The sequence below is a fragment of the Pseudoxanthomonas mexicana genome (assembly GCF_014397415.1).
GTDB classification, from domain to species: domain Bacteria; phylum Pseudomonadota; class Gammaproteobacteria; order Xanthomonadales; family Xanthomonadaceae; genus Pseudoxanthomonas_A; species Pseudoxanthomonas_A mexicana.
On record NZ_CP060731.1, the window covers coordinates 867,719 to 880,509 of the forward strand.

9 protein-coding genes are annotated in these 12,791 nt (G+C 67.2%); 7 read left to right on the forward strand and 2 right to left on the reverse strand.

Annotation, left to right across the window (positions count from 1 at the left end):
- Positions 1–39: 39 nt before the first annotated feature.
- Positions 40–5,937 (reverse strand): putative Ig domain-containing protein, encoded by a 5,898-nt coding sequence (locus IAE60_RS03950; RefSeq protein WP_244966648.1) that lies wholly within the window; start codon positions 5,935–5,937, stop codon positions 40–42.
- 277 nt (positions 5,938–6,214) lie between these two features.
- On the opposite strand from IAE60_RS03950, the gene IAE60_RS03955 reads away from it, so the two are divergent.
- The 4 genes from IAE60_RS03955 (at position 6,215) to IAE60_RS03970 (ending at position 8,475) form a co-directional block, all read left to right on the forward strand.
- Positions 6,215–6,757 (forward strand): phage tail protein, encoded by a 543-nt coding sequence (locus tag IAE60_RS03955; protein ID WP_185894743.1) that lies wholly within the window; start codon positions 6,215–6,217, stop codon positions 6,755–6,757.
- A gap of 35 nt (positions 6,758–6,792) precedes the next feature.
- Entirely contained in the window at positions 6,793–7,329 is a 537-nt protein-coding gene (locus tag IAE60_RS03960; RefSeq protein ID WP_185894744.1) for a phage tail protein, read from the forward strand.
- Positions 7,330–7,391: 62 nt separating this feature from the next.
- Complete coding sequence (locus IAE60_RS03965; RefSeq protein WP_185894745.1) at positions 7,392–7,931, forward strand: phage tail protein; 540 nt, start codon at positions 7,392–7,394, stop codon at positions 7,929–7,931.
- Between the two features lie 7 nt (positions 7,932–7,938).
- A complete protein-coding gene (locus IAE60_RS03970) occupies positions 7,939–8,475 on the forward strand; it encodes a GNAT family N-acetyltransferase (RefSeq protein WP_185894746.1) in 537 nt (178 codons plus the stop codon).
- 4 nt (positions 8,476–8,479) lie between these two features.
- Here the strand turns inward: IAE60_RS03970 and IAE60_RS03975 are convergent, their stop codons facing one another.
- Complete coding sequence (locus IAE60_RS03975; protein ID WP_187573960.1) at positions 8,480–8,770, reverse strand: DUF6916 family protein; 291 nt, start codon at positions 8,768–8,770, stop codon at positions 8,480–8,482.
- A gap of 242 nt (positions 8,771–9,012) precedes the next feature.
- On the opposite strand from IAE60_RS03975, the gene glnA reads away from it, so the two are divergent.
- The 3 genes from glnA to IAE60_RS03990 all read left to right on the forward strand — a co-directional run bounded on the left by glnA (position 9,013) and on the right by IAE60_RS03990 (position 12,772).
- On the forward strand, positions 9,013–10,422 hold the full coding sequence (gene glnA, locus IAE60_RS03980) for a type I glutamate--ammonia ligase (RefSeq protein WP_162109867.1): 1,410 nt from the start codon (positions 9,013–9,015) through the stop codon (positions 10,420–10,422).
- A 432-nt stretch (positions 10,423–10,854) separates the two neighbouring features.
- Entirely contained in the window at positions 10,855–11,193 is a 339-nt protein-coding gene (locus IAE60_RS03985; protein ID WP_055941078.1) for a P-II family nitrogen regulator, read from the forward strand.
- Between the two features lie 16 nt (positions 11,194–11,209).
- The gene (locus tag IAE60_RS03990; protein ID WP_222937202.1) at positions 11,210–12,772 is read left to right on the forward strand and encodes an ammonium transporter; all 1,563 of its coding nucleotides are present in this window, start codon (positions 11,210–11,212) and stop codon (positions 12,770–12,772) included.
- The last annotated feature ends 19 nt before the right edge of the window (positions 12,773–12,791 follow it).

A 12,791-nucleotide genomic window follows, 5' to 3' on the forward strand; every position in this document is an offset into this window, starting at 1 on the left:
ATTCCTTGGTCAGGGTTTCGCGGGTCGGTGCGCTCAGCATCACCGGCCTGCCTGGAACATCACCTGCAGGGCGTTGTCGCGCTGGTCGCTGCTGCCCACCACGCCGCGGTAGTCGACCTGCAGCGAGTACGCGCCGAAGTCGAACAGCACGCCCAGCCCCAGCATGAACCGGCTGCGGTCGTAGCCGCTGACCGAGGTCGCATAGGTCGGGCCCAGCAGGTCGGCGTACTGCATGAACGTGCGGCTGTCCGCGGTGAAGTCGTGCTGGTACTCCAGACGCGCCTGCGGCGAGAACGCACCCCAGATCGCGTTGCGGCGGAACGCCATGCGCAGGCCGATGTTGCCGGTGGTGGTGTCCACGTCCTGTTCGCCGTAGGTCAGCGCATAGATGGTATCGCCACGCTCCGTGTACGGATCCAACGTGGCCCGCATCGCGTCCACGCGTGCATAGGGCGTCAGCTGCGCGCCACCGCGCGTGAGGTCGGTACCGATGGACAGCGACGCGAACCACTGGTCGCCATCGCGCGAACCGCGGACACGGCCGTCGTTGGCGGTGACGAAGCGTTCCACGTCGTACGACAGGCGCTGGTAGCCCAGCAGGCCATCGACGAACAGGCGCTCGCCGGGGTGATAGCTGCCGTACATCGCCAGCGTCCACGCCTTGCCATCGAGCTGGGTGCCGTTGTTGCCGATCGCCGTGCTGTCCTGGCCGTAACCCAGGCCCAGGCCGGCCACGAAGTCCGGACGGAAGCGGCGGTCGGCGCCGGCGCTCACGCCTTCGGTTTCGAAATCCAGGCTGTTGCTGCCCGCGCGTCCGTCGAAATTGCCCGAGCGCAGCGTGCCCCCGGTCCAGAAGCCGAATGCGGCGGCATCCGCCTGCGAGGCCGTCCCTTCCTCATCCGGACTGGCACCACCGGACAAGCGCTGCTCGCCCGCCGCGTTCCGCCTGGCATCGGCGGCGCGCGCGCTGGCGCCGCAGGCATCCAGATCCGTGTAGGCACGGTTGTCCTGGCACCGTTCGCGGGTGGTGAACGACACGCCGTTGCGCATGCCGTCCGCCGTCGCGCCGCCATGCAACTGCTCCAGACGCTGCTGGAAGTTGGCGATCTGGCCGGCGGCGAAGCGACGCGTCGCTTCGGCCTGCGCTTCCAGCAATCCCCGCACTTCCGGGTCACGCGTCGGGTCGGGGCGTGCGATCACGGTGAGCGCATAGGTCCGCGTGCCGCTGAAACCCAGCGCATCGGTGGCGCGGATGGTCACCTCGAAGCTGCCGGTCGCGCTCGGCGTGCCCGACAGCGCACCCTCCGCAGACAGCGTCATGCCGGTCGGCAGCGTGCCTGCATCCAGCGTGAACGTGTACGGCGCGGTGCCGCCGCGGGCGGACAGGGCCTGCGTGTACTCCACCGACTGCAGCGCGGTCGGCAGCGTGTCGGGATCCACCACGATCACGGGAGCCGAAACGGCCAGCGTGTATGCACGTACCGTGGTCGCCGCCGTGCCGGTCGTGCTGTCGGTGGCGGTGACGCTGAAGTCGAAGCTGCCCGCCTGCGTCGGCGTGCCCGCAAGCTGGCCGGTGGCCGTGTCCAACGTCAGCCCGGCCGGCAACGTGCCCGCACTCAGTGTGTACTGGTAGGGAGCGACGCCTCCCGTGGCAACGAAGGTCTGCGTATAGGTCACGCCCGCCGTTGCGCCCTGCACCGTTTCCGGCGACAGCGAGAGCGGGGGCACCAGGACCGTCAGCGAATAAGTGGCCGTCACGGTGCCGGGGGTGCCGCCGGTGCTGTCCGTCGCCGTCACGTCGAACGTGAAGGTGCCCGACTCGGTCGGTGTGCCGGCGAATGCCAGCGTGGCGGGATTGAAGGTGATGCCCGTCGGGAGCGCGCCGTTGAGGGTCGCCGTGTAGGGCGCGATACCGCCGCTCGCCACCAGCGACTGGCTGAATGCCGCGCCGGCCGTCGCGTTGGGCAACGCGCCGCCGCCGGGCGCCAGCGTGAGCGTGGGTTGTGCAACCTCGAGCGCATACGCGCGGGTCACGGCCTGGCCGTAGGTGTCCGTGGCCGTGACGGACACGTTGAACGTCCCCGCTTCGGTCGGTGTGCCCGCAAGCGTGCCCGAGCTGGTCAGCGTCAGTCCGGCCGGCAGGGTACCGGCGGAGAGCGCAAACGAATACGGAGCAACGCCTCCACTGGCCGACAACGCCTGGGTGTACACCGTGCCCGCGGTCGAGGCGGACAGCGTCGCGGGCGTCAACGTCAATGTCGGGGCTGCCACCTCCAGCGTGTACACGCGGCTGGTGGTGAAAGGAGCGCCGACACCGCTCGCGCCCGCATCGGTGGCGGTGATCGTGAAGCTGTAGCTGCCGGGCGCCGTGGGCGTGCCGGAAAGGGTATCGCCGCTCAGGCTCACGCCTGCCGGCAGCGTACCGCTCACGGCATAGGTGTAGGGCCCCACGCCGCCTGTGGTCGAGAACGCCTGGGTGAATGCCGTCGCGTAGGTGGCATTCAGTGCAGGTGATGCCGGAGCCAGCGTCAACGTCGGTCCGGCCACTGTCAGCGTGAACGCCTGGCCCACGGTGTAGGGACCGTTGCCCGTGCTGCCGTCGGTCGCCGACACGTTGAGGTTGAACGTGCCCGCCTGCGTCGGCGTGCCGGAGATCGTCACGGTGTTCGCGGTGGTGCCGGCGATGGCCACGCCGGCCGGCAGGTTGGTGACCTGGTAGCCGCTCCACGGCGATGTGCCGCCGTTGAAGGTGAAGGTCTGCGTGTACGGCGCGGCCACCGTGGCGGCGAAGCCGCCGGCGGCGGTGATGGTGATCACCGCATCCTGCACGGTCACGCTCACGGTCGCGGGCGCGGACGCGCCGCCACTGTTGGTCGCGGTGTAGGTGAAGCTGTCAGGCCCGGCGTACCCGGCATTCGGCTGGTAGGTGATGGTGGTGCCGCTGACGATGGCGGTACCGTTAACCGGCGGCGTGGCGATGGCCAACGACGTGGGCGCACCGCCGCTGAGCGTCAGCGGCACGTTCGTGGCGGGGGCGTTGTAGGCCACCGTCAGCGACGAGTTGCCACCCGTCGGCGCCTCATCGATCACCGTGATCGCGTAAGCCTGGGTGGCGGTGTACGGTCCCGTGCCGGTACTGCTGTCGGTGGCGGTGATGCTGAAGTTGAAGGTGCCCAGCGCGCTCGGCGTGCCGGTGATGGAGCCGGTCGACGTATTGAGCGTCAGGCCGCCCGGCAGTGCGCCGGCGGTGACGGCATACGCATAGGGAGCCGTGCCGCCCGAGGCCGGGGTGATCGCGGCCGAGTACGCCGCGCCCAGCGTGCCGCCGGCCAGTGGGGTCGCCGGCAGCGCGATGGTCGGTGCGGCGAGGGTCAGCGTGTACGCCTGGCTGCCCGAGAACGGACCGGGGAACGCACTGCCGTCGGTCGCGGTGACGGTGAAGTTGAACGTGCCGCCGGCGCTGGGCGTACCCGTCAGCGCGCCGCCGGGCGACAGCGTCAAGCCGGCAGGCAGGGCGCCCGCGGTGACCGCGAAACCGTAAGGACCGGTGCCGCCGCTGGCCGTGATCGTCTGGCTGTAAGCGGTGGCCACGGTGCCATTGGGCAGCGTGCCCGGGCTGACCGTCACCGGGACATCGTCGTTGGTAATCGTGCCGACACCCTGGTTGTCGCTGATCGTCGCGTTGATCGCACCGCTGAGGTTGACGAAGAAGGTTTCGTTGGCCTCCGGCACTGTCTCGCCGATCACCGGCACGGTGAGCGTGCGCGTGGTCTGGCCCGGCGTGAAGGTCAGGCTGCCGGAGGTGCTGGTGTAGTCCGCCGGCTGGGTCGCGGTGCCGTCGGCCGTCGCATAGTTGACTGACACCGTCTGCCCGCTGGCGGCGCTCAGGGTAAGGGTGAATACGGCGTTGACGGTGCCGGCATTGCCTTCGACCACGCTGACATCATCGATCGACAGGCTCGGCAGCGGATCGTCGTTGACGACGGTGCCCACGCCCTGACCGTCCACGACCACGGCGTTCACCACGTTGGTCACGTTGACGAAGAAGGTTTCGCTTGACTCGTTGGCGGTGTCGCCGTTGACCTGCACCGTGAAGGTGTAGGTGCTGCTGCCGGCGGGGATGGTCTGGCCGGTCAGACTACTGGTCACATAGTCGACACCGGCGGTGGCGGAGCCGTTGGCGGTGGCGATGTCGAACGTCACGCCGCCCGGACCTGCCGGCGCGCTCAGGCTGACCGTGAAGGTGAAGTTGGTGATGCCGGCATTGCCTTCGTTCGCCGTGACGTCGTTGATCGCCAGGTTCGGGAGGTCGTCGTTGAGGATCGTGCCGGTGGCGCTGTTGGGCACGCCGACGGTATAGCCGGCACCGGCATTCAGGGTCAGGATGACGGTTTCGTTGGCTTCGATGGTGGCATCGGCGGTGGGGTTGACCGTGATCGTGCCGGTGGTGTTGCCCGCCGGAATGACCAGCGGCGAGGCGATCGTTGCGTAGTCGGCGCCGTTCGTCGCGGTGCCGCCGATGGCGTAGCCGATCGAGAGCGCGGAGAACGACGCCTGGTTCAGCGTGACCGTGTAGACGAGGTTTGGCGCACCGTCTTCTGCGACGTTCGCTGGACTCACGCTGATCGTCGCGCTCGGCACGTCGTCGTTGAGGATGTTGCCGGTCGCGCTGGCCGGCACGCCGACGGTATAACCGGTGCCGGCGGCGACTGTCAGGGTGACGGTTTCATCGGCTTCGACGGTGCCGTCGACGGTCGGGTCGATGGTGATCGTCGCGGTGGTCGCATCGGCGGGAATCGTCACCGTCGCGACATTGCCGGTGTAATCGGCGCCTGCAGTCGCCGTGCCGGAGGTGGTGATGTTGACCACCGTGGGCGAGGACAGGCTCAGGCTGCGCGTGACCGTGTAGGTGAGGTTGGTTGCGCCGTCTTCGCTGACGCTGGCCGGTGATACCTCGATCCTGACGTTCGGAGCGGCGCTGACGGTCAGGGTGTAGTTCTCGACCTCGAAGTAGGTGCCCGGACCGGTGCTGCTGTCGGTCACCCGTATCGTGACCGGGTAGTTGCCGGGTGCGGCCGAGGTGGTGCCGCTGACCACACCGCCGCTGGAGAGGGTGATGCCTGCGGGAAAGCTGCCGGTCTCCAGCGCATACGTATAGGGCGCCACGCCACCGCTGGTCGACAGCGTCTGCGAGAACGGCGCACCCTGGATGGCGGTGCCAGACGGCGTAGCCAGCGTCAGCGTCGGGTTCTGTACCGTGCCCGTGTAACCCTTGTCGACGAACTGCGCTGTCGGGGTAGTGGAATCGGTCGAGCGGACACTGAACGAATAGGCGCCGCGCTGGGTGGGCGTGCCGCTGAGCACGCCGCCGCTGGTCAGGCTGACGCCGACGGGCAATACGCCGCTCTGCAGGCTGTAGGTGTACGGCGCCAGGCCGCCGCTGGACGACAGCGTCTGCGAGAAGGCCGTGCCTGCGGTGAGCGTAGGCAGAGCCGCCGGCGACACCGTGATCGGCGAGGCCGACGGAGTGATCGTGATCGTTACCTGTACATCGCCATCGCCGTTCAAGGACCCGTCGGCGAATTCGAAGACATCGGTCGAGCCGATGCCGGTCGAGCCGTTGTGGCTGTAATCGAGGAACCATCCGCCGGGCGTCTGGCGCAGCGTGGCGGTACCGTGATCCTCGAAGTCCCCAGGGCCGTAGCTGCCGCCATCGATGGCGCCGATACCACCGAAGCCGCTGTCGAACTCGCAATCGCTGACATCGATCGTCACCGTGCCGCCGCTGGTGACCGTAGCCGTCTGGGGCGGGCATTCGGCGGAGGAATGTTGCGCGAGGGCGGTGCCCGGCGACAGCAGGCCAAGACCGGCCAGCAGGCACGTGGTCACCATCAGCCGTGCGCGGCGCACGGCGTCAGCTCGAACGATCGACATCATGTTGTTCCCCTAGAAAACGCGGACCGCGGTATCGCCCCCGACAGGGCGCGCGTGCGACTGCATGCGTTGCGATGAAGACATGGAATCCTGGCGCGCCGCGTTCCCACAAGGGTGCAGCGGGCCTCTCCCCTACCCTATTGGAGCAGATCACGTCCACCGGCGGAAGGGGAAGTTGTGGAATCGGTCACTGAAGGGCTTGCCCGGTTGCCGGTTCGCGGTCACAGTACGCCCCAGCGACGCATCGGGGCGTTGCGCTCACCACCTGGGGAAAGGGTTCATGAGCGAGTTCTTCATCGGCCAGATCATGATGGCCGGTTTCAATTTCGCGCCCAAGTTCTGGGCTCTGGCCAACGGCCAGTTGCTGCCGATCAACCAGAACCAGGCGCTGTTCTCGCTGCTGGGCACGCAGTACGGCGGCAACGGCACCACCAACTTCGCGCTGCCTGACCTGCGCAGCCGCACGCCGGTCGGTTACGCCTCGTCCGTGGATCCGAGCTGGCAGCCGCCGTCCGTCCAGATCGGTCAGTCGTCAGGGGTGGAGAACGTCACGCTGCTGAGCACGAACCTGCCCAGCCATGCGCACAGCGTCAACGCCACCACCGCCAACGGCAACAATCGATCTCCGGGCGGGCGGCTGTTCGGCACCAGTACGGGCAGCGGCGCCGCGCCCAACCTCTACGCGACACCCGGGGCCTTGGTCCCGCAGAACCCGCAGACGGTCGCACCGTCGGGAGGGAACCAGCCACATCCCAACCTGCAGCCCTACAGCGTCGTCAACTTCTGTATTGCGCTGAGCGGCATCTTTCCCTCGCGCAACTGATCCAGGCGACTGCGTCCTGACGCATTGGAGCACTCATGAGCACTCCCTACATTGGCGAGATCCGCATATTCGGTTTCGGCACCCGCGGCGCGCCGGATGGCTGGCAGGCATGCGATGGCAGCCTGTTGCCGATTTCCGAGTACGACGCCCTGTTCGCGCTGATCGGCACGACCTATGGAGGCGATGGACAGAGTACCTTCGCGGTGCCGGATCTGCGCGGACGCCTGCCGATTCACCAGGGCCAGGGGCCGGGACTGAGCAATTATGTGCTTGGCCAGCGCGCCGGCACCGAAACCGTGACCGTACTTCCCACGCAGATGCCCGCGCACACACATACCTTGGTAGCCACATCCACGGTGGGAGCGGCAACAGCGCCGGGCAGCGGGACATTGCCTGGGGCGGTGAGTGGCGAAACCTTCTACGCGTCGGACATCACCGGCGCCACGCCCGTCGTCATGTCCTCCCAGTCGGTGTCGCTCGCCGGCGGCAGCCAGCCTCACGAGAACTGCATGCCCACGCTGACGGTGCAGTACTGCATCGCCACCCAGGGCATCTTCCCCAGCCCGGCGTAGAGCCGTCGTTTCCCTTTCTTCAGCGCGCACGCGCGCACGCGCCACGTTCCTGGAGCTGCACCATGACCCAGCCTTACATCGGCGAGATCCAGCTGTTCGGTTTCAACTTCAATCCCCGGGGTTGGGCGTTCTGCAACGGCGCCACGCTGCCCATTTCGCAGAACACCGCGCTCTTCTCGCTGATCGGCACGATTTACGGTGGCAACGGGCAGACAACCTTCCAACTGCCCAACTTCGCGGGCCGCGCGGGATGCCAGCAGGGTAACGGCCCCGGACTGACGCCGCGCAGCCTGGGCGAAGCGTTCGGCACGAACACCGTGACGCTGACCAGCAACCAGATTCCACAGCATTCCCATGGCCTCACGGCCTATCTACAGGGCGACGCCGGCAAGCGCGCCGGTACCCCCGTCGCCAACGGCGGCCTCTCGCAGCCCGGCAATACCGCCAACAAACCATTCTTCGCCGGCACCCCCAGCACCACGTTCGCACCGGGCATGCTGCAGCCGTCCAGCGGCGGCGGACAGCCGCACCAGAACCAGCAGCCGTACCTGGGCGTCAACTTCTGCATTGCGCTGCAGGGCATCTATCCCTCTTTCCCCTGAGTCCGCCATGAGTCCGGGCTTTCCGCCCGAACCCGCGCAGTCTTTGTGGACACCGGACGCTTTGGCGGCCCGCGGCGCACGCCTGCGCTGGCTCACTGCGCAAGATCTGCCCTGGCTGCGCGAGCTCTACGCCGGCACGCGTGCGGACGAAATGGCGCCGGTGCCGTGGACGCCGGAACAGAAGCGCCACTTCCTCGACCAGCAGTTCGACGCCCAGCACCGGCACTACCTGCAAGCCTATGGCAGCGCGGACTTCCTGGCGGTATGCGATCGCGGCGACCGACCTTTGGGCCGTCTCTACCTGCAGCGCACCGCGCCCACCTACCTCATCGTCGACGTCAGCCTGTTTCCCGCCGTGCGGGGGCAGGGCCTGGGGACGGCGTTGATCGGCGCCGTGCAGGACCAGGCGGCGGCGCAGGGCTGCGGCGTCATGTTGCATGTTCTGCAACAGAATCCGCGTGCCCGCCGCCTCTACGAACGGCTTGGCTTCGTGGCCGGCGAGGAGGGGCACTCCCCCTACCTCCGGATGGACTGGAAGTCGTAAGCCGTCAGTTGAAGACGGCCTGGTAGAGGAAGCCGGTTTTGTCCTGGGCCACGGGTACCAGAAAGATATCGACGCCGCCCAGGCGCGGATGCTGCATCCGGTAGGTCTGCTGGGGGAACAGCAGGGCCGAATCGTTGTGGAACACCAGCGAGAACGGCGCGCGCTGCCCATCCGGTCCGGTGTTCGGCAGCGGGAGCGCTTCCACCAGCACGAAAGCGATCTGCATGCCCTGCAGGTCCGCCGAGAAGGTCTCGTGGAGGCAGCCGGCGAACTGGTCGAGGGAAAGCAGGTCCATGTAGGAAGGGCAGGAAGGCGGCTGCGCATCCTCCCCGCAAGCTCCGATCGAGGCAATACCCGACGACAGCCACGCATCGCACCAACTGAGTGCGACCTGTCCGAATGGCGCCCAAAATTGGGGATAACTGTCGCGAAACCATCTTGTCACGATCAAGTAAATCATGGACTTAGGGTTGGCCAGGGGTTGGCACGGGGATTGCTCTGTCTCTGCCACAACCCTATCCAACCCGAGGTTCCCAGATGTCCCTGGACAACGTTGAGAAGCTGATCAAGGACCACAAGGTCGAGTTCGTCGACCTGCGTTTCGTCGACATGCGCGGCATCGAGCAGCACGTCACCTTCCCGGTCAGCATCGTGGATGCGTCGCTGTTCGAGGACGGCAAGATGTTCGACGGCTCGTCGATCTCGGGCTGGAAGGGCATCAACGAGTCGGACATGGTCCTGTTGCCCGACCCGACCTCGGCCTACATCGACCCCTTCTACGCCGACCCGACCCTGGTGCTGGTCTGCGACATCCTGGATCCGGCCACCATGCAGGGCTACTCGCGCGATCCGCGCGGCATCGCCAAGCGCGCCGAGGCGTACCTGAAGTCCAGCGGCGTGGCCGACATGGCGTTCTTCGGCCCGGAGCCGGAGTTCTTCATCTTCGATTCGGTGCAGTTCGCCAACGAGATGGGCAACACCTTCTTCAAGGTCAATTCCGAAGAAGGCGCCTGGAACAGCGGCAAGAGCTACGACGGCGCCAACAGCGGCTACCGTCCGGGCATCAAGGGCGGCTACTTCCCGGTGCCGCCGACCGATTCGCTGCACGACCTGCGCGCCGAGATGTGCAAGACGCTGGAACAGGTCGGCATCGAAGTCGAAGTGCACCACCATGAAGTCGCCACCGCCGGCCAGTGCGAGATCGGCGCCAAGTTCAACACGCTGGTCAAGAAGGCCGACGAACTGCAGCGCATGAAATACGTGGTGCGCAACGTGGCCCACCGCAACGGCAAGACCGTCACCTTCATGCCCAAGCCGATCGTCGGCGACAACGGCAGCGGCATGCACGTGCACCAGTCGCTGGCCAAGGGCGGCCAGAACCTGTTCTCCGGCGACGGCTACGGCGGCCTGTCGCAGCTGGCGCTGTGGTACATCGGCGGCATCTTCAAGCACGCCCGCGCGATCAACGCCTTCTCCAACTCGGGCACCAACAGCTACAAGCGCCTGGTGCCGGGCTTCGAGGCGCCGGTGATGCTGGCCTACTCGGCGCGCAACCGTTCGGCCTCGTGCCGCATCCCGTGGGTGGCCAACCCGAAGGCGCGCCGCATCGAGATGCGTTTCCCCGATCCGCTGCAGTCCGGCTACCTGACCTTCACCGCGCTGATGATGGCCGGCCTGGACGGCATCAAGAACCAGATCGATCCGGGCGCGCCGAGCGACAAGGACCTGTACGACCTGCCGCCGGAAGAAGAGAAGAACATCCCGCAGGTCTGCTCCAGCCTGGACCAGGCGCTGGACGCGCTGGACAAGGACCGCGACTTCCTCAAGGCCGGCGGCGTGATGAGCGACGACTTCATCGATGCCTACATCGCGCTGAAGATGCAGGAAGTGACCAAGTTCCGCGCGGCCACGCATCCGCTGGAATACCAGCTGTACTACGCCAGCTGATGCCGGTGCACGCGCACATCGCCATGCATGCGGAGGGCCAGGCATCGGCCCTCCGCACCGCAGCGGCAGCGCACTGAGTTCTCGCGGCGATGGCGACGGATCTCCCCTCCCACCCGTCGCCATCGCCGCACCCTCTCGTACGCATCGCGCTGCGATGCGTCGGCCCGGTTGGGGAACCGGGGCAACACCCGTCTTCAATTCCTGGAGATCGCACCAACGCTGCAACTGGGGAAACACAGGAGAGGTCCATGAACCGCTGCTCCCTCCCACGTCATCCGTTCCCGTCGCAACCGATCGCGGCGGGCACGGGTGCGGTTCATGCATCGCTCCGCACCGATCACGTGCACGCCGCCAGGGGGTCGCGCGCACGGGTGCCTTGAAACCGCCGGCCGGCTCCGGTCGGCCGGTTCCATCCACCATCGGGGTATGCGCATGAAACTGATCACCGCCATCATCCGGCCGTTCAAGCTCGACGAGGTCCGAGAGTCCTTGTCGCAGGCGGGCGTGTCCGGCATCACCGTGACCGAAGTCAAAGGCTTCGGCCGGCAGAAGGGCCACACCGAGCTGTACCGCGGCGCCGAGTACGTCGTCGATTTCCTGCCCAAGATCAAGATCGAAACCGTCGTCACCGACGAGCGACTGGAGGCCGTCATCGAGGCCATCCAGCAGGCCGCCGGCACCGGCAAGATCGGCGACGGCAAGATCTTCGTCACCACCATCGACCAGGTCATCCGCATCCGCACCGGCGAAGTCGGCGCGGACGCGCTCTAACACTCGGAGCCCCCACATGAAGACTCGACTGTTCTCCGGGTGGAAGACCCGTGCGCAGATGTTGTGCCTGGCCGCGTTGTGCGGCCTGATGACGGCAGGTGTGGCCTCGACGGCGTTCGCCGCGCAGGACACTGTCGCTCCAACGACCGAAGCACCCGCCACCGACGCCGTGCCTGCGCCGGTCGAAGCCGCCGCACCTGCGGAAGCCGTGGCGGCCCCGGCTGAGGCACCCGCCGAAGAAGCTCCGGCCGAGGAGGCGCCGGCCCCGACCATCAGCAAGCCCGACACCGTGTGGGTGCTGGTATCGGCGGTGCTGGTGATCTTCATGACGCTGCCGGGCCTGGCGCTGTTCTATGGCGGTCTGGTGCGTTCGAAGAACGTGCTGTCGATCCTGATCCAGAACCTGGCCGTGTTCTCGCTGGTGGCGGTGCTGTGGGCGGTGTACGGCTACAGCTTCGCGTTCACCGAGGGCAACGCCTTCATCGGCGGCACCGATCGCCTGTTCGCGGCGGGCCTGAATGCATCGTCCATCGGCGCGACATTCACCAAGGGCGTCTACATTCCGGAACTGGCGTTCTTCGTGTTCCAGGGCGCCTTCGCCTGCATCACCTGCGCGCTGATCGTCGGTGCGTTCGCCGAGCGCGTGAAGTTCGCCGGCGTGATGCTGTTCACCGTGCTGTGGTTCACCTTCGCCTACCTGCCGATGGCGCACATGGTGTGGTTCTTCCCCGGCCCGGACGCGTTCACCAGCAACGAGGTGGTGCCGGAAGTGCTGGCCAAGTCGGGTTACCTGTGGGCGAAGGGTGCGCTGGACTTCGCCGGCGGCACCGTCGTGCACATCAACGCGGCGATCGCCGGTCTGGTGGGTGCTTACGTGATCGGCAAGCGCACCGGCTACGGGCGTGAAGCCATCAAGCCGCACAACCTGACCCTGACCATGGTCGGCGCCTCGATCCTGTGGGTGGGCTGGTTCGGCTTCAACGCCGGTTCCGCGCTGGAAGCCGGTGGCGTGGCCGCGATCGCCTTCGTCAACACCTTCCTGGCCACGGCCGCGGCAGTGGTGGCCTGGCTGCTGGTGGAGTGGATCACCAAGGGCAAGCCGTCGCTGCTGGGTGCGGCATCGGGCGCGGTGGCCGGTCTGGTCGCCATCACTCCCGCCGCCGGCCTGGTGGGCCTGAACGGCGCGCTGGCCATCGGCGCCATCGCCGGCGTCCTGTGCCTGTGGGGCGTCAGCGGCCTGAAGAAGATGCTGGGCGCGGACGACAGCCTGGACGTATTCGGCGTGCATGGCGTGGGCGGCATCACCGGCGCGCTGCTGACCGGCGTGTTCGCGGCGCCGTCGCTGGGTGGCGCAGGCATCTGGGACTACGTCACCGAGACCGGCGTGGCCGAGTACTCCATCGGCTCGCAGGTGTGGATCCAGGCGCAGGGCGTGCTGATCACGGTGGTGCTGTCCAGCGTGGTGGCCCTGGTGTCGTACCTGATCGTGAAGTACACGGTCGGTCTGCGCGTGCCTGAAGAGGCCGAGCGCGAGGGTCTGGACATCACCTCCCACGGCGAATCGGCCTACGAGGCCTGAGGGATCACCGGGGACGGCT

What these genes read in the sequence shown, in the direction of transcription:
- glnA (WP_162109867.1), top strand. Translation starts at nt 9,013, where the DNA reads ATGTCCCTGGACAACGTTGAGAAGCTGATCAAGGACCACAAGGTCGAG.
- IAE60_RS03965 (WP_185894745.1), top strand. Translation starts at nt 7,392, where the DNA reads ATGACCCAGCCTTACATCGGCGAGATCCAGCTGTTCGGTTTCAACTTC.
- IAE60_RS03955 (WP_185894743.1), top strand. Translation starts at nt 6,215, where the DNA reads ATGAGCGAGTTCTTCATCGGCCAGATCATGATGGCCGGTTTCAATTTC.
- IAE60_RS03990 (WP_222937202.1), top strand. Translation starts at nt 11,210, where the DNA reads ATGAAGACTCGACTGTTCTCCGGGTGGAAGACCCGTGCGCAGATGTTG.
- IAE60_RS03985 (WP_055941078.1), top strand. Translation starts at nt 10,855, where the DNA reads ATGAAACTGATCACCGCCATCATCCGGCCGTTCAAGCTCGACGAGGTC.
- IAE60_RS03960 (WP_185894744.1), top strand. Translation starts at nt 6,793, where the DNA reads ATGAGCACTCCCTACATTGGCGAGATCCGCATATTCGGTTTCGGCACC.
- IAE60_RS03970 (WP_185894746.1), top strand. Translation starts at nt 7,939, where the DNA reads ATGAGTCCGGGCTTTCCGCCCGAACCCGCGCAGTCTTTGTGGACACCG.
- IAE60_RS03950 (WP_244966648.1), bottom strand. Translation starts at nt 5,937, where the DNA reads ATGATGTCGATCGTTCGAGCTGACGCCGTGCGCCGCGCACGGCTGATG.
- IAE60_RS03975 (WP_187573960.1), bottom strand. Translation starts at nt 8,770, where the DNA reads ATGGACCTGCTTTCCCTCGACCAGTTCGCCGGCTGCCTCCACGAGACC.